This is a genomic window from Paenibacillus pinihumi DSM 23905 = JCM 16419 (genome assembly GCF_000422505.1).
Lineage (GTDB): Bacteria > Bacillota > Bacilli > Paenibacillales > Paenibacillaceae > Paenibacillus_D > Paenibacillus_D pinihumi.
On record NZ_KE383865.1, the window covers coordinates 57,066 to 78,530 of the forward strand.

15 protein-coding genes and 1 riboswitch are annotated in these 21,465 nt (G+C 50.7%); of the genes, 6 read left to right on the plus strand and 9 right to left on the minus strand.

The window, feature by feature from the left end:
- Positions 1-170: 170 nt before the first annotated feature.
- From H583_RS0120280 to pulA, 3 genes are all read right to left on the minus strand, one after another.
- Positions 171-488 (minus strand): hypothetical protein, encoded by a 318-nt coding sequence (locus H583_RS0120280; RefSeq protein WP_051236742.1) that lies wholly within the window; start codon positions 486-488, stop codon positions 171-173.
- A gap of 416 nt (positions 489-904) precedes the next feature.
- Complete coding sequence (locus H583_RS0120285; protein ID WP_028562077.1) at positions 905-2,275, minus strand: hypothetical protein; 1,371 nt, start codon at positions 2,273-2,275, stop codon at positions 905-907.
- 323 nt (positions 2,276-2,598) lie between these two features.
- A complete protein-coding gene (gene pulA / locus H583_RS0120290) occupies positions 2,599-4,566 on the minus strand; it encodes a type I pullulanase (protein ID WP_028562078.1) in 1,968 nt (655 codons plus the stop codon).
- 483 nt (positions 4,567-5,049) lie between these two features.
- Here pulA and H583_RS0120295 point away from each other — a divergent pair, with 483 nt between their 5' ends.
- Positions 5,050-6,300, plus strand: a complete 1,251-nt coding sequence (locus H583_RS0120295; protein WP_028562079.1) for a WD40/YVTN/BNR-like repeat-containing protein — start codon at positions 5,050-5,052, stop codon at positions 6,298-6,300.
- Between the two features lie 143 nt (positions 6,301-6,443).
- On the opposite strand, the gene H583_RS0120300 is transcribed toward H583_RS0120295, so the two are convergent.
- Positions 6,444-6,746 carry a hypothetical protein gene (locus H583_RS0120300; protein WP_028562080.1) on the minus strand — a complete coding sequence of 101 codons (303 nt, stop codon included), beginning with the start codon at positions 6,744-6,746 and terminating at the stop codon, positions 6,444-6,446.
- 133 nt (positions 6,747-6,879) lie between these two features.
- Here H583_RS0120300 and H583_RS33630 point away from each other — a divergent pair, with 133 nt between their 5' ends.
- The 5 genes from H583_RS33630 (at position 6,880) to H583_RS33635 (ending at position 13,616) form a co-directional block, all read left to right on the plus strand.
- Entirely contained in the window at positions 6,880-8,199 is a 1,320-nt protein-coding gene (locus H583_RS33630) for a vWA domain-containing protein (protein ID WP_051236743.1), read from the plus strand.
- A gap of 296 nt (positions 8,200-8,495) precedes the next feature.
- The gene (gene pxpB / locus H583_RS0120310; RefSeq protein WP_051236745.1) at positions 8,496-9,275 is read left to right on the plus strand and encodes a 5-oxoprolinase subunit PxpB; all 780 of its coding nucleotides are present in this window, start codon (positions 8,496-8,498) and stop codon (positions 9,273-9,275) included.
- Positions 9,272-10,309 (plus strand): 5-oxoprolinase subunit C family protein, encoded by a 1,038-nt coding sequence (locus H583_RS0120315; protein ID WP_028562082.1) that lies wholly within the window; start codon positions 9,272-9,274, stop codon positions 10,307-10,309. Before pxpB ends, H583_RS0120315 begins: the two co-directional genes overlap by 4 nt.
- 389 nt (positions 10,310-10,698) lie before the next feature.
- The gene (locus H583_RS0120320; RefSeq protein ID WP_028562083.1) at positions 10,699-11,466 is read left to right on the plus strand and encodes a LamB/YcsF family protein; all 768 of its coding nucleotides are present in this window, start codon (positions 10,699-10,701) and stop codon (positions 11,464-11,466) included.
- On the plus strand, positions 11,463-13,616 hold the full coding sequence (locus H583_RS33635) for a putative bifunctional diguanylate cyclase/phosphodiesterase (RefSeq protein WP_051236747.1): 2,154 nt from the start codon (positions 11,463-11,465) through the stop codon (positions 13,614-13,616). The genes H583_RS0120320 and H583_RS33635 overlap by 4 nt, the downstream gene beginning before the upstream one ends.
- Before the next feature lie 653 nt (positions 13,617-14,269).
- Here the strand turns inward: H583_RS33635 and metE are convergent.
- The 5 genes from metE to H583_RS0120350 all read right to left on the minus strand — a co-directional run bounded on the left by metE (position 14,270) and on the right by H583_RS0120350 (position 21,457).
- A complete protein-coding gene (gene metE / locus H583_RS0120330; protein WP_028562084.1) occupies positions 14,270-16,561 on the minus strand; it encodes a 5-methyltetrahydropteroyltriglutamate--homocysteine S-methyltransferase in 2,292 nt (763 codons plus the stop codon).
- Positions 16,562-16,587: 26 nt separating this feature from the next.
- Positions 16,588-16,806, minus strand: a riboswitch (cobalamin riboswitch).
- 178 nt (positions 16,807-16,984) lie between these two features.
- Positions 16,985-17,764 (minus strand): enoyl-ACP reductase FabI, encoded by a 780-nt coding sequence (fabI, locus tag H583_RS0120335; protein WP_028562085.1) that lies wholly within the window; start codon positions 17,762-17,764, stop codon positions 16,985-16,987.
- A gap of 232 nt (positions 17,765-17,996) precedes the next feature.
- A complete protein-coding gene (locus tag H583_RS0120340) occupies positions 17,997-19,148 on the minus strand; it encodes a hypothetical protein (protein ID WP_028562086.1) in 1,152 nt (383 codons plus the stop codon).
- On the minus strand, positions 19,145-19,669 hold the full coding sequence (locus H583_RS0120345) for an RNA polymerase sigma factor (RefSeq protein WP_028562087.1): 525 nt from the start codon (positions 19,667-19,669) through the stop codon (positions 19,145-19,147). The genes H583_RS0120340 and H583_RS0120345 overlap by 4 nt, the downstream gene beginning before the upstream one ends.
- A gap of 750 nt (positions 19,670-20,419) precedes the next feature.
- Complete coding sequence (locus tag H583_RS0120350) at positions 20,420-21,457, minus strand: ribonucleotide-diphosphate reductase subunit beta (RefSeq protein WP_028562088.1); 1,038 nt, start codon at positions 21,455-21,457, stop codon at positions 20,420-20,422.
- Positions 21,458-21,465 lie beyond the last annotated feature (8 nt).

Consider the following 21,465-nt stretch of genomic DNA (forward strand, 5'->3'; position numbering starts at 1 on the left):
CACGGCAGTTCAGTCCGTTACCCTGTCTTGCAGGAACGGCTGGCCGTGTCGTCGTCATTGCAGAACGCAGCCGCAGGCATCTGCTGCTTCAGGCAACGGCAGGCATCAAGCTGAGTGACTGCAAGCGGAAGCATGCCTGGCAAAAGGCGGGTGCGCGCCGTGACCATTCATTACAGTAAGGCGATGACGAGCAGTTCAAACAGAACGAGCGGAAGGATGACATTATTATAGTAGTAGTTTTGCGGGAAGAACGGATTGAATGCGCGGTTGTCATGTCCGGGCTGGGACGTCGCCAGATACAGGCAACCGTGTTTGACATCGGTGATATAACCTTCATAAGTATCGCCATCAATAGTCTGGACACGGATCGGACGATTCGCGCATTGCTGAAGGGCAGCATTGATCTTATCCCGGTGGGTCTTGATATGCTCCACAGCATCCTTATGACAATTGTAAATGACTTGCGCTCCCTGTGCAGATTGGGTCATAGTATTACCTCCGTGTAATTTTATAGATCTATAAGCTCAAGAGCCAGTTGTTCAGTCTGCTGCCGGATAAGCAGTATGAATGACAAACAGGTCCGCCGCTTGTGGGCTTATATTTCTTGCGAAACGAAGCTGTTCGGCCTGAATTAGGCTTCAGCCGTTATCACTTTGCTAACACAGTATGCACATGCCCAGACATTGGTGAATCATTTTATTCATCATTTTAATACGCAAAAGGAGTGCATTCTGCCCAAGGCAGCTTGCACTCCTTTTTGAACCCGTTCATTAATTCATTCTCTAAATGCGGTGCATATTTTTGTCTATTTGCCGCAATTATTACCTGAGCGGAGACTGCTTTCCCTTAAGGGAAGGGAATTCAATCCGAAATGTAAGGTACTCCGTTCAATGTACAAAAGATTTTACAGCGATTCGCCGTTCAGGTAGTTGAAGAAAGGACCGTCTACCCAGAACGTGTAGGATTCGACTTTAACAGACGGATCTACTTTCGCAAAGCCTTCTTTTACCTCGGCAGCTTTTTCCGGGAGGGAGAAGGATTGTGCATAGTAGTGGCCGTCAACGATTTTGGTGTTGGCAATCAGCTTGTAGTCATCCAGCTTGGTTAGGGAGTAGTACAGCGGCTGCCACCAGGAGCCGGCGATCAGGCCTTTTTGGTCTTTTACATCTTTTTTCGCATATTTAAGGATGATGCCCTGGAATTTTTCTTTGTCTGCGACTGTATTGAATTCAAATTTCAGGTCGAATTCTTTGGCATACGTAATATAATTGCCGTTTTCGATTTTTACAACTTTAGCTGTTTCGCTCTCGTACGGCTCTCCCCACTCTTTCATATGAATGAATGCAGAGGTTTTAGGCTCCAGTTGTACTTTTGCATCCAAGCCTTCACTGCGCAGCAGGCCGATCAACTGAACGATGTGCTGAAGGTTGGAGTGTCCGTAAGTAATGGACAATGCTTCTACGAAATTGGCGTCAAAACGGGAATCCTTCAGGTTGTAGCCTGTCACGACATTTTGCTTGAGAGCAGTGTCCACTACCGTTTGCAGATTCGGAATTTGAATAATGTTGGATGTGCGGTAAGCATCTTGAATCTTCGTATAAATGTCCGCTTCGCTTACGTATCCGAGGTAGTGCTTGTAATTGCCTTGAAATGCTGCGATTTTGCCAAGCAGCACTTGAACGAGCTGGGAGGAAGCAGGCTTGCTCAATACAAGCTTTTCCTGGTAGGAGGCAGGCAGCAGGCCGGTATCGATTGCCGCAGCCAGTTCCTGCTTGGTCTTCAAGTCCAGCACAGACAAATTAATGCCTGCTTTGGTCAAAGCCGTGTCCGCTTTTGCTTCCGGGTAGGAATAAGCGAGTTCCTTCAGGTCGGATGCCCGGAGTGCAATCAGAATTGCAGCCAGATTGGTCAGCGGCTGCTTGGCAGCTACTGCAGGTCCGTTCAGAATGCCTTTGTCATAGAGAAGTGCAGCCTGGCTGAACAGGGCATCGGTTTTGTCCAAGTCAGAAAACTTTGCTGCGGATTCAGCAGTTGCTTTCGGCAACAAAGCAGCGACATAAGCGATCAGGTCGCCTCTTGTAATCGTGCCGTCTTCCTTGACTGTAATGCTGTACTTGTCCTTCAGAAAAGCGCCGTATTCAGTTGCATAGCTGGTGCTGGTTGTCACAGCAACCGGAGCAGCATGTACGGCGGCAGACAGCGGATTCAGCAACAGTGTTGCGGCAAGAGCTGCGCTAAGGAGTAATTTGTTTGCGGGTAGTTGCAAGGTTTTCATAGTTGTTCCCCCAATTTAATTCCGATCGGAATTCTTTATTGTGAAGTGTATCGTACCACCGAAAAGCTTCAGGTGTCAATTCATTTTTTTGAGTTTTTGAGGGAAGATAGAGGGCTTTAGACAGGATATGTACGGCAGAAAATACCTCTTATTTCTATTAATAGGATTCTCGTTCTGGAATTGGGTTTCACTCCAATAACGAGCTTCCATATATAAGGGCATGGGAATTTGTATAGAAATGTAAAAGCGGCATCAATCAGCCCTTGCTTCAAGCTCTGATGAGCAGCAAGGGCTGAGTAGCCATGTCCTGCCGAGGCAAGCGGTTATACGATATGCAAAATGATACAGGATAGTTCTTGCGCATCCAGCCAAGAGCCGTTTTCTGTTTCTTGAACGGAAGACGAAAGCCCCCAAAGTGTCTTCCATTGCCCGAGCTTGGGAAGAGGAACGCGGACGCGCTTGCGGGCGGGGTTATACAACACGTACAAATGCCGGGACGGATCGCCATTGGCATGATCGCGAAGGGTAAAGGCGATAGTGCCTGGTGCTGCTTCTTCGAATGCCAGATGCCGCCTGATTGCATCGGCTGACCGCATCCGGAAGGCTGAATGGTGCCTGCGCAGCGCGATTAGCCCTCTGATCTCATCTGCTACTGCCTGATAACGGGCGCATCGAATCCAGTCCATTTGGTTAATCTCATCCGGTGACTGATAGCTGTTGCCAACCCCTTGCTTGGTCCGCAGAAATTCCTGCCCTGCATGCAGGAACGGAATGCCCTGTGAAGTGAGGACGATGGCTGTAGCCAGCAGATGCATCCGGATGCGGGTTGCTTCATCCTCCTGCGGATTGGAGAGTGACAGCTTATCCCATAGCGTATGATTATCGTGGCATTCCACGAAATTCAGGCACTGATCCGGCTCCGCGGCATAACCCCTTATGTCTCCGCTATACGCGATCTCCCCGGCAACCCCGGACTTTACAGCCTGTTCCATGCCGTCTTGCCCGCTGATGAATCCTTTGGACTGGGGATTAAAAATGCTTCCCTTGACCGCATCGCGGAGACTGTCATTGAACTGCGCAATCCGCCGCAGTGCAGTAGCATAGTGCTGGTTGGCCCGCTGGTCATCGGGCAAGGTGGAGCCCATAATCCAGCCTTCTCCGGTCATAATAATTTGCGTATCGATGCAATCCAGCCGGGAACGGACAGCATTCATTGTTGCAATATCATGCAGTCCCATCAGGTCAAAGCGAAAGCCGTCCAGATGATATTCCTCCGCCCAAAAGGCTACAGATTCTACGATGAACTTGCGCATCATCGCCCGCTCCGAGGCGGTTTCATTGCCGCAGCCGGACCCGTCAGCCAGTGTGCGGCTTTCTATATCGCTATAGCGGAAATAGTAACCGGGGACAAGCTGTGAGAAATGACAGCGGTAGGCATCATACAGGTGGTTGTACACGACATCCATGATGACCCGCAGTCCTTTGGCGTGAAGCGCCTGTATGAGCTGCTTGAGCTCCCGAATCCGTACCGCCGGATCATAGGGATTGGTCGAATAGGAGCCTTCCGGCGCATTATAATTTCTTGGATCATAGCCCCAGTTGTAACTGGCCCCTACATTGGTCTCATCAACGCTGTCCTCGCTGTAATCAAAGATCGGGAGCAGCTGGACATGGGTTACGCCGAGTGAAGCAATATGATCAAGACCTGTTGCAATACCGTCAGGTCCCCAGGTACCGGTTTGGGCGGCGGCTATGAAGGTGCCTCTATGGTGTGCACCGCTCTCTGGCTGAATGGTAAGGTCGCGAATATGGACCTCATAAATAACAGCATCAAGTGTGTGCTCAATAGAGGGCCGTGCATCATGCTCCCAGCCGGGAGGATTCGTCTTCTCCAGGTTGAGGATAGCACCGCGTGTGCCATTGATCCGTACGGCTCTGGCATAAGGGTCGACAGCTTCATTCCACTGCTGCCCGATTCGGACCCGGTACGTATAGCTCCAGCCTTCGAGATCAGCGTCTGCCGCTGCTCTCCATATGCCGCGTTCTTCCTTTAACATCGGCAGGGCGCGGCCTTCTGTATCCTGATCGTCCTCGTACAGCATGACAAAAGCTTCTTCCGCAGTGGGCGCCCATAGCACGAAGCGGGTCTGTGCGTGTTCATAATGACAGCCCAGATCATCCCCGTTGTAGGCAAATTGGCTATCGAACTGCTCCGAGAACACAGATAGGCCATTTGCAGCTTCGCTGCTCCCGTAATCGACCGGGCGCCGGGGTTCCTTTTGTACAGCCATTGCAAAGCTCCTCCGGTAGTCTTCTTGAATTACCTGTTAAAAAGCGTTCTGGACGTGTGGTATCCAGTAAATATTTTCCGTTTTCCATTGATATTCCGGTATTGTCGATCATAGCGCCCCTGTCATAGGGCGTCAAGCAGATCAGATATTTTGGTTCAGACTTGCAATTCGCTTTCCATGCGAACAATTACCAGCATGCCACATTTGACCGGCTGTCAGACCTGCGGCCTTAAATTTGACCAAACTGACGGAGATAACGCGGGTGGGTGTATTTCACTGTATGTACAGGAGAACACTGGCGTGAGTCCCGTTAAATAAAGGTGCATGCGAACCTTGTGATTCATTGCTGAATGGTAAGGGTAAAAATTGGCATCCTAAAAAAGAAGGATAAACGTGCAGTCGTTTATAAGAAGCAGGTATTCGGATTTCACAAATATGAGGCCAATAGACAACCGAATTACAAGGAAGAAAGGAGCATGAATCATGAAATTCAACTTGAAATGGCTGCTGCTTGCCGCTGCAGCATTGTTTATACTGGCGGGATGCCAGAATCGCGGAGAGATTATGCCACCCAACCAGCAAGCAGACGGGAACACTGCCGGATCGGGCAATGGAGCAGGAAACGGTAACGGTGGATCAACGCCTCCGGGCAGCGGAAATACAGCGGGCGGTTCCGGTCAAACAGAGCATAATGACCATTCCGGACATCAGCCGTCTGGTGAAGTCACAGCATTGCGGCTTGCAGACTTTGACAAGGGCTGGATAGGCGGTGACGGCTGGATTGCCCGCACGGATAACCGGGGCAAGGACTGGGAAATCCAGTATGAAGGGAAGGGAAATGTCAATCAATTGTTTGCCCTCAATGAACGACAGGCCTGGGCGACCATCCGCACGAATGGTCAAGCAACAGGAGGATCACTGGAGCTGCTGCATACAGCTGATGGCGGTTCAAACTGGAGAGCAGCCGGAGAAGTGCCCAACGACGGTTTTTTGCATTTCGTTACCGAGCAGGAGGGCTTGAGCGGCAGTGCCCATACGACAGATGGCGGGGCTACGTGGTCTGCGCTGCCTGTTCCCAAGGGGATATCAGGTGATCCGTATTTTAATAATGCCAGCTATGGCTGGGCGGTGACGAACGGCAATGGAAAAATGAATGTCATGCGCACGGAAGATGGCGGTAAAAATTGGCATGCGGTCATGTCCCGCGAGCTTGCTGCCGAGCTTACGGGGACGGTCATCCGCTCCGGAGGCAAGGAGGATGTCTGGATTGAGCTTGTCGGCGATTCCGGAATGACGCAGACGTCATATTCCCTGTTTCACTCTAATGACGGCGGCAAGACATGGACGACGGTCATTAACAATTCGACGGCAGGTGCGGGACCGGCGCCGGGAATTCCGGCGGGAGATCAGAACGGCGCGAAAAACGAAGGCACGGGGCCGGGACTGCTGTATGTTGTGGATAAGCAGACCGCATTTATGAGCGGAGTATGCCATGCCTGCGATAACCCGAATACTATCGGATGGACCCACGATGGCGGCAAAACCTGGCATAACAGCAAGCAATCTTTGCCCGGGGTGGGACCACAGCAGCTTGGCTTTGCAGACGGCAAGCATGGCTGGTGGGTTATATCGGATGGGGATAAACCAACCTTGCTCTATACGACAGAAGATGGCGGAGATACGTGGAAGGAAGCTTCTTCATTCGAGCCGGCCAGTACAGGCCAGCAGCCGTAACGAAGTCGGGCAGGGCTTTAACAGCATAGGCTGGGCACAAAAAACGAGGGGATGCTTCGGCGTCCGCCTCGTTTTTTCCTGTTGAAAGTCAATATACTTTTTCAAGGGTTCGAAGCAGGCTGTAGGCTGCTGAAAGGTTCGAACTAGAACCCGCTAATTTCTCCGTTTCCGCGGATGGCTGCGGCTTGGTGCTGCGTATTTGCATGGAAAAAGCCGTGTCCTCCAAATGACTTTCCTCCTGCAGTGATGCCTCTAAGCATGACACCGATATCTTCACTCACGCTGAAATCAGCCAGCAGCTGATGCTGTGTAATGCCATCTGCATCAATATACCAAAGCCTTGAGCCCATTTCCGTCACAATGACCAGCTTCGCAGAGGTAAACTCCAGTTTTTCCTCGGTCCCGTTTCTTGCGATATTTAGTTCAATCAGTTCATATTGCTCCATATGCGTCCACCTTCCCTGCAGCGTCTGTCTTTACTTAATGCCTGCTTCAAATTTTAAAGGTCGTCATCTTTATTTGCAACATATCGGCAAATGGGTGCGTCTGGAAATAAAACACAAAAAAGGGGATGGGTCGATGTCAAAGAAAGCAGTTTCCTGGGTAATGGTCTTCATCTTGCTGGCGCTGGTAATTTCCGCTTGTTCTTCGAATAAATCTTCCGATACGGCTGCTTCCAGCGGGACCGACAGAGCTGCTCCAGCAGAGGGTTCTGTCATGCCTACTTCAGAAGGCAACAGGGCAAGCGAAGAAAAGCTTACCTCTAATTCAGTGTCTGTGCAGTCGGAGCCTGTAGAAAAATCCTCCAGAAAACGGTTGGATGCGCTTCCTGGAGGCCAGTCAGGACCTGAGCCTGCAGCAGGCCAATTGACGGCAGGCGAATGGGATGATGCTCTTAAATGGGCTGACTGGCTGAACCAGCTCAACGGACACAACGGCTCAGAGGCGATCAAGCTATGGGGAATGTACCCCCTCCAGCGGATAGCGGTTGAAATAACCTCCGGCAGAAGGGCGGCGGCGGATATTCAATTAGCGGTCAAGGACAAGGCCGGGGAGACGTTATGGGAAGCGAAGACAGATATACAGGGGAAGGCGTATGCGTACCCGTTGTTGTTCAATGAGCCAAAATGGCGAAAGGCCAAGGGCGATTACCAGATTGAATTGCGGTCAAACGACCAGGTAGTTCACACGATGGAAAATGTCCAGTTCACCAATTCTGAGACTCTGAAAATCGATATTGGCCCGCAGTCGTTTCTTTCTGATCAGGTGGATTTGATGCTGGTTGTGGATACGACAGGATCGATGGGAGATGAGCTGCAATATTTGACCGCGGAGCTTAAGGATGTCATTACACAGGCGGTGGAGCGCAGCAAAGATAAACTCGCGATGCGGATATCGGCCAATTTTTACCGGGACCACTATGACGATTATCTCGTCCGGTCATTCCCGTTTACGAAGGATGTTGATGAGGTTATCCGGCAGCTGGCCGCCCAGACAGCGGAAGGGGGCGGAGACTATCCGGAAGCGGTGGATGAAGCACTGCACAATGCCTTGTATGAGCATGAATGGAGCGGCAATGCCAGGGCACGCCTGTTGTTCCTTGTACTGGATGCCCCGCCCCATGACGACAAGCAGACCTTGTCCCGTATGCAGGAGCTTGCCCGGGAGGCTGCCCGGATGGGGGTCAGGATTATTCCTGTTGCATCGAGCGGCGTAAACAAGGATACGGAGTATCTGCTTCGCACGCTCGCTGTAACGACCGGGGGAAGCTATGTTTTCCTGACGGATGACAGCGGCATCGGCAATGAGCATATCAAGCCGGATACCGGCGCATATGATGTCAAGCTGCTGAACGAGCTGCTGGTCGAAGTGATTCTCCGTTACACGCAGCAGCAGTAGCATCGGCGCCAGACGGATGTTGGGCATAGGGAATGAGCGGCTATAGTGAGTGAAACATCAGAGCCGGAAAATCTTCATGAGCTGTGATTCACAAGAGGGGCATTTTTTAAAGTGTCCTTTTTGTGGCCACGGCTCAATGGCGGTCTTTCGGTTTTTTAAAAATTTGGTACGTATTTGACATGATTTAACCTCAAGGGTATCTGGACAAAGACGGGCTTTTTCATCCAAACTAAAGGAAGATGAGGATACCATTTGGGGTTAAATGAACCGTTATGGGGCATGGGGGAAGTGCGATTATGCATGAAGAGCATACATATGAAATAGCTGGCGGAACGCTGCGGGCAGCGCCGCTGGGAGACCGGGCGATTGTACTGACGGCCGGGAATTCAGGTGACAATGAGACATCGCAGCTTCTGGCGCAAGTTGGCCGCCGGTTGAGACAGGTTTGTCCGTTATGGGTGGAGGATATTGTGCCTGCTTATGAGACGGTGACGATATACTATGACCCTTTTTCACTGGTTAAAGAAGCAGCAGCCGGAAACATGGGACAGGCCTCTCATGAGGAGGCAAGCCGGCCTTTTGCTGCCGCTGTGCGCATCATCGGGAGACTGCTGGAGCTGCCGGAAGGGCAGAAGGATGAGGCAGCAGGCCGTCTCATCCATATTCCGGTTTGTTATGGCGGCAGCGGCGGGCCGGATCTGGAGGAAGCGGCAGCACGGTCGGGGCTCTCCGCAGAGGCATATGCTGCCATGCATGCTGAAGCGGAATATACAGTAGCGATGCTCGGATTCATGCCGGGCTTTCCGTATTTGACCGGCTTGCCGGAAAGACTTGCGCAGCCGCGAAGAGCGGAGCCGCGCAAAAGCGTGCCGGCAGGTTCAGTAGCGGTAGCAGCGCAGCAGACCGGTATTTATCCGGTCAGTGTGCCGGGCGGATGGCAAATTATCGGCCGCACTTCTGTGCGCTTGTTTGACAAAGATGCGGCTGAGCCTGCTTTGCTGCGGGCTGGCGACCGGGTGAAGTTTGTGGCGGTTCGGGAAGACGAGCTGGTTCTGGAAGGAGCGTGGAGCCTGTGAGTCTGACCGTACTTGAACCGGGATTTTATACGACGATTCAGGATTTGGGACGTCCCGGTCTCCGCCACGCAGGACTTGGAGCGGGGGGCGCGATGGACAGCTACGCGCTGCGCGTGGCGAACCTGCTGACAGGCAATGACCCGCAGGCTGCGGGTCTGGAGCTGACCCTGTCAGGACCGGTGCTCCGCGCAGAGCAGGATATGCTCGTAGCCATTACCGGGGCGGATATGGGGCCGCGAATTGAGGGCGGCATGGAGCTGCCCATGTGGCGGCCGGTATGGCTTGCGGCCGGCACGGTGGTGAGGCTGGGGCGCGCGGCTGCCGGCTGCCGCGCCTACCTCGCAGTGGCGGGCGGCATTCTCGTGCCGCCGCAGCTGGGCGGGCGCGGCACCGACGTGCGCGCCCGTATTGGCGGCCTGGACGGCCGCCCGCTCGCCGCAGGCGACGCGATCCCCTGCATGGCAGCAGGGGATCTGCCGCCGCCTGCGGCTGCGCTGGCTGCGCGGCTGCGCCAGCGCGCCCTTGCGGAGGGCCGCCGCCGGATGATGGCGGCCCCCCGCTGGTTTGCGCCGCCCCGTGCTTACGGCGGCGCAGGTACGGACGGCATCGTGCTGCGCGCGATGCCGGGGGCGGAGAGCGGGCAGTTCAGCGAAGCTGCCCGCACAGCCCTGTACCGGGAGCCGTTCCGCGTGGCTCCCGCATCGGATCGCATGGGCCTGCGCCTGAGCGGGCCCATGCTGGAGCGAACCACCCGTGCGGAGCTGCTCTCGCACGGGGTAGCGCCCGGCACCGTGCAGGTTCCGCCGGGAGGCAGCCCGATTGTGCTCGCTGCCGATTGTCAGACTACCGGCGGCTATCCCAAGCTGGCGCAGGTCGCTTATGCCGACCTGCCGCTGCTCGCCCAGGCCCGGCCGGGCGACATCATCCGCTTTCAGCCTGTTGCCCTGGCTGAGGCCCAGCGGCTTGACCTTGCGCGCGAACAGGAGTTGTCCGTGCTGGCAGCAGGGATTAAAGCTGCAATTAATAGTTTGTGAGCTGCATTCGTTTAATAAGTGTTTTTATAGGGAGATTGCATCAAAAACAAAGGCAAAATATGCGGCAGTAATAATTATGAAGCACAGATTGGACGAAGGTGAACTTTTTTTTCGCAAAAAAGATCAGCAGGTCTGATATTTGTAAAAAAATAGTCTATATTTTACAGCGTCATGTCGTTATACTATAGAAACCTGGAATAATTGATTAACGGAGCTATACATTTAATAGCGTCAATCAAGCTGAACTCTTGTCAAAATTAGGCCGGATTTGTGCTTGCATATGAGTCTGCGCTATAAGCAATACATGCCATGTCGGCACCGATACCTAAGCCCTTCAAGAGGTATGAAGCTTTTCTTGATGTTATATTTTTGTCAAAGGGGATTTCCACTTGAAAAAGGTAGATTTGAATTGTGATATGGGAGAGGGCTTCGGTGCCTATTCCTTCGGGCAGGATGAGCTGCTGCTGCCTTTTATATCCTCGGCGAATGTTGCCTGTGGCTTTCATGCAGGCGACCCCCATACGATGCGGGATACCGTCACCAAATGCCTTGACGCCGGCGTGGCCATAGGCGCGCACCCGGGACTCCCCGACCGGCTGGGCTTCGGCCGCCGCCCGATGCAGGTTGATGCACGTGAAGTCTATGATTATCTGCTTTATCAGATCGGAGCGCTGAATGCTTTCGTACAGGCTGCTGGAGGAGCGCTTCGCCATGTGAAGCCGCACGGGGCGCTCTATCATATGGCAGGCAACCAGCCGGAATTGGCAGATGCGGTCATTCAGGCTGTAAGGGATGTCAATCCCGGGCTTATCCTGTTTGCCCAATCAGGCAGCCTGCTTTTGAACAATGCAGCTGCAGCCGGGCTGAATACCGCAGCGGAGGCGTTCGCTGACCGCACCTACCAGCCGGATGGCAGTCTGACACCGCGAACAAGCGCTCATGCACTTATTAATGAATCGGATCAGGCACTCAAGCAGGCCATTTCAATTGTTGCTGATGGATTGGCATTTACACCTGAAGGGGCTGGTGTGCCGGTCCATGCCGATACGCTCTGCTTGCACGGCGATGGAAGCCATGCCGCTTCTTTTGCAGAGATGTTGAATCAAGGTCTGCGCACGGCTGGGATTGCCATCTCCGCTCCCGGGAGGCCCGCATGACGATCAGAAGGGCGGAACTCAAAACAATCGGCGCAGCAGTGGCAGCAGGTCTGAGCTTTGTCATAATGCTGTTGCTTCGCGATTCCATCTATACCGTATTTGCAATTCAGGATTATCTGCCCTTTCATACGATTATTAAATTTTTCAGCTTTGCCATGTGTTTTGCGATTGTCTTTTTAGGGGCAATCTTTTTTGTGCAGACTCTGACGAGACAGCGTCTGCTGTCTGCGGCGTTGTTTGTCATCATCGGAATGCTGGAACTGTGTGGCACGCTTTCCTCATGGGGCATGTCCTTGCTGTATAAAAATGCAGGCAATGCCTTTGATTACAGCCTGATTAGCGGTACCGGCCAGCTTGCAATGGCGCTCGGTATTTTCATTATTTTTACCAGGGATGACAAGCAGGTTCAAGCTTCGGCACGCGGTGTTCAATTTACACTTGCTCTGGTCGGGGGCGGATTGCTGTGCTTGATGATTCAATTCATGCTGCACCAGTTTCCGGCGTTTTTTGCAAGCGAAGCGTACACGATCTTTTATTCAGCGATGCGGCTGGCTACGATCGGGCTGCTTGCACTCTCCATCATTATGGTGATGTACCGCCACAGGGAGGAACGGCCCCAATCCCTGCTCCTGATTGTACAGTCCCTGATTTTCTTTTTCGTCGCCAACATCGAGCTTATGATTTCGCGCACGAACTGGGATACCGATATGGCAGCTGGACATTTGTATAATTTAATCGGGTATTACTTCCTGCTGCGGGGCATTTACTACGTTACGCTCGAAGAGCCGCACCGGCAGCAAAAGCAAGCCGAGGAACGCATCAATTATCTGGCTTATCATGATGAATTGACAGGATTGTCCAACCGGAGACTGCTGAAGGAACGTCTGGACTCTGAGCTGACGAGGGCCAAGAGCAGCGGCAAGAAAATGGCGGTCATCCTCCTCGATATCGACCGTTTCAAGACTATTAATGATACCCTTGGCCATTCAGCGGGCGACCAGATTCTTGTGGCGGTCGCGGGGCGGCTGCAAAGCATTGTTCCGTACCCGGAATGCGTCTTCCGCATGGGCGGCGATGAATTTACAATTATTCTGCCTTACCTGCGCACAACAGGAGAGGCCACGGCGACGGCAGAGGCGGTTATGCGTCTGTTCCATTCTCCGATTGTAATCGATGATGCCGAGTACCATATCACGATCAGCCTGGGTATTTCCTTTTATCCCCATGACGGGGACAGTGTAGATGTACTGGTCAAAAATGCCGACGTCGCGATGTACAGCGCCAAGGCTCAGCGCAATGACTTCAAGCTGTTCACCCCACAGATGAATGAGCGGGCAGGCGAGCGGCTGCGGCTGGAGAACGACCTGCGCAAAGCATTGGAGCAGCACCAGTTTACCCTGATGTACCAGCCGCTTGTGGAACTGGAGACAGGGAAAGCAGTCGGTGTTGAGGCGCTCGTCAGATGGAACCACCCGGAGCGGGGAATGATTCCGCCTGGCGATTTTATTCCGTTATCCGAGGAGACCGGATTTATTCTTCCATTGGGGGAATGGGTGCTTCATGAAGCCTGCCGCCAGAACCGGCAGTGGCAGGACGAAGGCATGACACCGATCATTGTCTCGGTCAATTTGTCCATGCGCCAGTTTAAGCAGTATCAGCTCGTAGAGCGGGTGGCGGCGATCCTGAGAGAAACCGGGCTTGAAGCCAGATATCTGGAACTGGAGATTACCGAGAGTATGACAACGGAAGTCGATTATGCCGTAGAGACGCTGAACAAGCTCAAGGCATTGGGCGTACGAATCAGTGTGGATGATTTCGGAACCGGATACAGCTCCCTGATTTATTTGAAAAAACTTCCGATCGACAAGCTGAAAATTGACCGTTCCTTTGTCAGCGATATTCTGCATGACAGCAATGATGCCGCAATCGTCACCACGATTGCAGCGATGGCCAAGCACTTGAAGCTGCGGATTACGGCTGAAGGGGTGGAAAACGTCAATCAGCTGGAGTTTTTGAAAGAGCAGCATTGTGAAGAGGCACAGGGTTTCTATTTTGCCAAGCCGATCCCGGCGGCTGAATTTGCCGCGTGGATGCAGACCCAAGGCTCGCCGCAGGAGACGTTGGAACAGGCTAGCGTGTTAAAAGTGTGATTAAATACAATCGAGTAAAACAGGAATAGTATTGGGAAGAAAGCAGCGGGCGAAAAAACAGTAACAGAAAAGTAATAGCACAAAAGAAGTAACAGAAAAGCAGTAAAAAAAAGCAGTAAAAAAAGCAGTGACAGAAAAGCAGTGACAGAAAAATAGTAATAGTATGACACTTGAAATTAAAACTATTGAATCGTAGTCAAAACAATAAATAAGCAAATATGAAGCATGCATTGCAAGCATTTGAAATACTCGGTATAGTTATCAATTAAGTGCATCATTCACAGCACAACAACACGCTAAAAAGTGAACGATCTGATCGGATTGAAACAAAAACAGGCAAAATGTCCTCTATAGAAGGACGTTTTGCCTGTTTTGTCTGTCAAATGGTGGACACGGTATACCTGTAAGATGCCAGGCTTTTCTAAATGTATTATAACTATATATAGATGTTAATTATAGAATAATACTATATCTTGAAAAGAGGGTTTAGGAGACTTACTATAGGGTTCTGTCCACTATTTGACAGACAAATTCATCATTTTGTCTACTTCCAGTGGACTCGTTAATGATTAATTCCCAGTACAAAAAAGAAACAGCCCTGTTCAATTCTCATGAACGGGGCTGCTTCGTTCTATCCATTTAAAAATCTCAAATTAGCTGCCGACTGTTACGGTTCTCAGCTCTTTCGCAGCATCGACCATACGGCGCAGTGATTCGATCGTTTCGTCGACGTTACGGGTTTTCAGGCCGCAGTCCGGGTTGATCCACAGACGCTCAGCCGGAACTACTTCCAGCGATTCACTGATAACCTGTTTGATTTGCGCTTCTTCCGGCAGGTACGGGCTATGGATATCATATACGCCCAGACCGATTCCCTTTTCATACGATTCCTTGCGCAGCGCTTGAATCAGCGTACCATGGCTGCGGGAGGTTTCCAGGGAAATGACGTCCGCATCCATATCCTCGATCGCATCCAGGATTTCGTGGAAATCGCAGTAGCACATATGGGTGTGGATTTGGGTTGTGTCTTGAGCGGAAGCAACGGACAGGCGGAATGCCTCAACGCCCCAGCGCAGGTAGTCGTCCCAATCACGGCGTTTCAACGGCGCGCCTTCACGAAGCGCAGGCTCGTCCACCTGAATCATGCCGATTCCGGCTGTTTCAAGTGCTTTTACTTCGCTCAGAATCGCTCTTGCCAATTGGAATGCCACTTCGCGGCGGGTCAGGTCATTACGTACGAACGACCAATTCAGCATTGTGAGCGGTCCGGTCAGCATGCCTTTTACCGGCTTCTGTGTCAGCGATTGTGCATAGATGGTTTCTTTGACAGTCATTGGCTCGGTGTGCACGATATCTCCGTAAATTACCGGAGGCTTCACGCAGCGGGAGCCATAGGATTGAACCCAGCCATTCGCTGTGAAGATGTAGCCGTCCAGCTTTTCGCCGAAGAACTCAACCATATCATTGCGCTCGAACTCGCCATGAACCAGAACGTCAATGCCGAGGTCTTCCTGGATTTTAATCCATTCTGCAATTTTGGCATCAATGAATGCTTCATAGTTTTCATTGCTCAATTCGCCTTTGCGCCATTGTTGACGCGCTTTGCGGACATCTGCCGTCTGCGGCATGCTGCCGATTGTTGTCGTCGGGAGCAGTGGCAGCTGGAAGCGCTCCTGCTGCTGTTGATAACGGGAAGCGAACACTGATTTGCGGTTCAGCACAGCATCTTCCTGCTTTCCTGCATCACCCGAAAAACGGTTGCGCTCCGGGCTGCTCTTGAGAGCGGCGAAAATCGCAGCATTTGCTTCCAACTTGCCAGCAACAGAGGAAGCGTCAGTCAGCGCACGGCTGATCAGTTGCAGTTCTTGCAGCTTTTCATCCGCAAACGCCAATGCAGACAGGGTCTCCTGCGGCAGCTTGGACTCATATTTCAAGGTCACCGGCACATGCAAAAGGCTGCTGGACGGCTGAAGCACGATGAATTCTGCTTTCACATGCTTTTGCAGTTCTTGAACCAGCTCAAGGGTTTGTGCAACATTAGCCGTCCAAATATTGCGTCCGTCGATAATACCGGCTGCCAACAGCTTGTCCTGCGGATAGCCGTGTTCAGCGATTCCTTTCAAATTCAGGCCGCGGTCATGGATGAAGTCAAGCCCGAAACCATCAACTGGCAAACGGTACAAGGAAGGCAGGTCATCCACGCCATCGAAGTACGTTTGTACAATCAATTTCAGTCTGGTTGCTCCGCGCAATGCCTGGTACACTTCCTCAAGCAGTGCCCAATGCTCGGCTGGAACGTCTCCGGCTAGAGAAGGCTCATCGATTTGAACTATGCTAGCCCCGGCAGCTTGCAGCTCTTGCAGAACCTGTACATAGACAGGGAGGAAGCTGCGGACAATGTCAGCGAGCTGATCGCGGGAGAAGCCTTTGGATAGGGAAACATACGTATATGGACCTACAATGACCGGCTTGGCATCAATGCCAAGCTCCTGCTTGGCTTCATTATAAGCTGCAAGCCAAGGGTTGCTCACGAGCTTGGGCGTGAAGCCGCTTTTCCATTCCGGTACAATGTAGTGGTAGTTCGTGTTGAACCATTTGGTCATTTCACCTGCGTTAATGCCGGAAGCGCCGCGCGCCATGGCAAAATAAAGCGACAGCTCATCTTTCTGCTCGATCGCTGCAAAGCGGTCCGGCACCACACCGAACGCCACGCTGTGATCCAGCACATGATCGTACAGGGTGAAATCCCCGACAGGAATCCAGTTCACACCGGCTTCCTTTTGCTTGCGAAGGTTGCTTAGACGAAGCTCCTTCAGTCCGGACAACAGCTGCCGGGCATCAATTTGCCCTTTCCAGTAACTTTCCAGCTGCTTTTTCCATTCTCTTTGCTCACCAATTCGCGGATACCCCAGATTGGATACCGTGTAGCTTGCATGATTACTCATTTTTTATCCTCCTATCGACCGTAGGGTGGTTTGTTAAGACACAGGCAGGTCTCCTGGCTTCAGTTCATTGCCGGATCATTCTTACCTTCCCGGTGTAAGTCACCAGTGGCTGCACGACTGCTGGAATGAGAGGCTCCCTGTTACAGTGACGGGATCGCGCCGGACTTGCACCGGCTTCCCTTTTAAGCTTCGGGCAGTCTGTTCGTACAGTTCTGCCTTCGGCCACCTGAGTCCGTCTCCATTTTAGAGACAACAACACTAAATATACTTTTTCATGCATGAAAAAACAATAGAAGAGATGGAATTTCATATCAGAAAAAGTCTTGTTTTTCTAAGGATAAAATGGATGATAGAATTATAGCTGCTGCTAATTAAAAAAGGTGCTGAACTCTGCTTCATCGCAGAGCCAGCACCATTTCTACTTTAGTAACCTACAATATGGAACCCGGAATCGACATGAATGACTTCACCGGTGACGCCTCTGGACAGACGGCTGAGCAGGAACATTGTCGCATCGCCAACCTCATCCTGGTCAACATTGCGGCGCAGAGGGGCTTTTTCCTCCATTGCGGTAATGATGTCATTGAAACCGGAAACCCCGCCCTTGGCAGAGAGGGTGCGGATTGGCCCGGATGAAATCGCATTGACACGAATTTGTTCCTTGCCCAAATCTTCAGCCAAGTAACGGACACTTGCTTCAAGGGACGCCTTGGCGACACCCATTACATTGTAGTTGCGCACCATTCGTTCAGCTCCCAGGTAGGATTGGGTCACAATGCTGCCGCCCTCAGTCATCAGTCCTCGTGCTTCTCTCGCCATCGCTACCAGAGAGTAGGCACTTACATCATGCGCCAATTGGAAGCCTTCTCTTGTCGTAGCCGCGAATTCCCCTTGCAAATCTTCTTTCTCCGCAAATGCCACGGAGTGCGCCAGCCCGTGAATAACGCCGACTTTCTCCTTGATTTCCGCAAATGCTGCCGCGATGCTCTCATCACTTGATACATCACAGGCTACGCAGAGCAGCGGCTTGATGCCGTTCTCGTCCAGCAGCTGGGTCAGCTTCTGGAAGGAGCGCTCTTTCCGGTAGGTGAAGATCAGATTTGCTCCAGCTTCATGGAGTGATTTGGCGATCCCCCAGGCGATGCTCCGGGAGTTGGCAATCCCTGTAACGACGACATTTTTTCCGCCCATTAAACCTGACATTCCTGTAGTTGTCATGCTTGATATAACCTCCGATAGTCCATACTAATCTCTTTGTATCAGGCGTGAATCAGAATCGGCTTCATTCTGTATCTTTGTAACAAAAACTTGAAATTGATTTTTAATACAAGATATTAGTACCTGATACTAAATAAGATGATAGTCTAATCATAATGCTCTGCGGTTTAATTTGCAAGGGTGGGCAGGCGGGGCGGATGAATGATAATTTCCGCAATTACCGATGAAACCCTTTTTCCAATTGAATGAGTCTGCCGGTAATTAAGCCGTTTTCGTCCTTGTGGAATAGTGTTGCAGTGTAGGTATCATCTCCTCCGCTGATTGATAGGCGTCTAACTGAGAAGCCGGTCTCTCCTTCCGCAAATAATTGTTCGGGGGGCTCCGTTACCCTTTTTCCGTTATAGGTATATATGATATTTCCTGACTTGTCATAGCTTACTTCTTTTACAGACTCGGGAATTTCACTGCCGATCTTCTCGCCGTTACTTATTTTAGCCTTTAAATCTTGTATCCAGTTCATCCATTCTTCGTCCTTGTTACTCGAAGTTTTTGAAGGTGATATGTTCAGTAATTCTTTCAAATAAGCTTCTGCCTTTGCATGGTCTGCTTTTGCTGTATCGAGAGGGAGATCAAACAATGCGGAGCCGGGGTATTCTTCCCGTACTTGAATTTCACCGCTAATTTCGTCATACCTGAATGCCTCGTTGCTATAAAATTTGGTGCCGCTGCTGATCGCCAAATACACACCTCTGTCTGCAAACAGCTCTACCTGGTCACACTCAATAATTCTGTACATGATTCCATCTATTACGGTCTCGCTGTATGCACCGTTCATTGAGGCAATATTAACCTGCCATGGTTTCTGTCCTTTTATTAACGGTGAAATGAAAAATGAATCCTCGCCATATTCAGAATCACTAGTCTTCGGCATCGGGTTGCCGTCCTGTCTGGTAATCGATACGACCGCATACGTTCGTTCAGGATAGATGTCTTCGTTCGAATGTTTAAACGAACTAAGTCCTGCTCCCGATACAAGACCGTGCAACGTAAAACGGTAGTTTCCGGAGTCAACGGACTGGTTAACTTGAATCGCGCCTTTGCTCTCGAATGCATCCGCCAGCAGCTGATCTCCCAAATTTTCGGCAACCTGTTTGGGACTATAAATATGAACCGCGGCATAAGCGGATAGAGAAAGTACGAGCAGCAAAACAGCAGCCAGTAGCCCTGCGGATAATGTTTTTCTATACTTATGCTTTATCTGGTTCCGCTCCTTTAATTCACTTATAATGCTCTGATTCAAGCTTTCTTCGGGCTCTGCTGTGGAGCTTAATGATTGTCTGAGCAATTGCTCCCAATCCGTATCCTTCATGGGGAAACAACCTCCAATGCTTTTTTCATTGTTTGACGGGCTTTATGTAGTCTGCTCTTCACTGTTCCCTGTGGAATTCCCAGTGCCAATGCAATCTCCTCAACGGTCATATCCGCTGTATAATACATGTAAATCGGAAGCCTCAGCTTGTCCTCCAACTGGTGGGTAGCATCCTGAATCAAGGTGCGAAGTTCAATAGAAATCACTGCGTCCTCCGGGGTTGCTTTGCTTGTCGTCGAATCCAAACTGTTGGCAGCTGCGTCGAATTCAGTTGTGGGTGCAATTCTTTGTCTCCATGCAAGCTTGCGACGATGATTTTTATACAGCCGTACTGCAATCGATATTAAAAAAGCTTTGGGATTGTGAGATGGGTTCATCTTGAATCGCAGCTCCACAGCCTTAAGAAATGTATCCTGATACAAATCGTCTGCATCGGCTTTGTTTCCCGCGAGTTTGTAGCAAAACCTGTAAATCGACTTTCCATGCTGCTCCACAAGCTCAATCAAATCATCAATATTCAAGTCACTACTCCTTCCTGATAGGCCATTCAATTCTATATTGTCATAACCCAGATATTGGTTCACCTTTTTGGTGAAAATTATGAAAAGGGAGGGTTGTTTGGAAGGTTGTTGCAAATTTATTTGGCGCGGTGAAAGACTTCGATGGTGGAACTATTCTATAGGGATTACCGGGCAATCTTACTTTTCTTTTTAATGTATCATGAATCCATAGAAGGGATTTTTCATGGACAGTTTATATTGAATTGTCGGGGTGTATCACTTATTATGAAAGAACATGGTGAATGTATTTTATCTCAGAAAGGCCTTGAAAATCGCTTGAAATTTAGATCAATCTTTTCACGCCAAGAAAGTGCGAATGTGAAGCTCACATGAATTTCCCGGTTCCTTCGCACCTCGAAGTTTGTCGAAAACACTCGAAAAACTCTTGATTTGAAAAAAGTCAAGCTTTTATATCGGTTTGTTGTTGTAATTTTTGCAGATAATCAAGAGAATTTATGTATAATCAGCTTTTAATGCCTCTTTTTCGCTGTCGCACTCTATGTGAGTGCGTGGATTGAAACTTGGCCTGTGTCAGCTCTCGTCATTGCCAGTACCATGTCGCACTCTATGTGAGTGCCTGAAACCTAGCTACAAGTACAAGCCCTCAACCCAAAAAACCAGCCCTCTCGTCCAAACGAAAAGGCTGGTTTCCCATTACTTTCTTTTTAAATTAATCCTGCGGCCCTATGCTGTGCTACAGCTCGCTAATCCTTACAAATCTCCCCAATTCATATTGGAAGACTTGCTGTAGTTCGTAACCTTCTGCTCAAAAAAATCGGTCTTCATCCCATTCATGTTGCTGAAGCTCTCAACCCATTTCATCGGGTGCTCGGTGACTTCGGGATACAAAATGTCAAGGCCGAGCTTTTTCAGGCGTTCATTGGACAGGAACTTAATGTACTGGTCGATAATCTCATTGGTCAGCCCGGCAATTTGATTGTTCGTAATATACTGTCCCCACGCAATCTCATGCTCGACTGCGGTGCGCATCATCTGACGCAGTTCCTCAACCAGAACCGGCGTGAACAGCTCCGGATTTTCCTTGCGAATCTCGCGGAAGATGCCCTGGAACAGAGCCAGATGCGTCAGCTCGTCACGCTGGATATATTTGATTTCCGATACGGTACCGAGCATTTTGCCCTGCCTCCCAAGCGCATAGAAGAAGCTGAAGCCGCTGTAAAAATAGATGCCCTCCAAAATATAGTTGGCCATAATCGTCTTGATCAGGTTCTGTGCCGAAGGGTCGGCAATGAAATTTTCGTACAGATCGGTGATGAACCGGTTGCGCTTCAGCAGGTTTTTATCCTCACGCCACAAATTGTAGATCTGATCGCGCACCTCTGCGGAGCAGACGCTGTCGAGGATATAGGAGTAGCTCTGGCTGTGAACCGCCTCCTGAAACGTATGCACGGTCAGGATCAGATTAACTTCCGGCGCTGTAATATATTCGTTAATGTTCGGCAGGTTGGCCGTTTGCAGGGAGTCCAGGAAGATCAGGAAGCTGATGATTTTGTCATAGCTGTTGCGCTCGGAATGGGACAGATTTTTATAATCTTTGGCGTCCTGCGCGAGCGGAATTTCCTCGGGAATCCAGAAGTTGTTCATCATCGTCCGGTACATCTTGGTTGCCCAGTCGTACTTTACGTTGTTGAGCTCAATCAGATTGGTCGTATTGCCGCCGATCATCCGGCGTTTGCCCCAATCCCGGTCGCCATTTTCGTTGAACAGCTTTTTGCGGCTCAGTTCCATCCGTTATT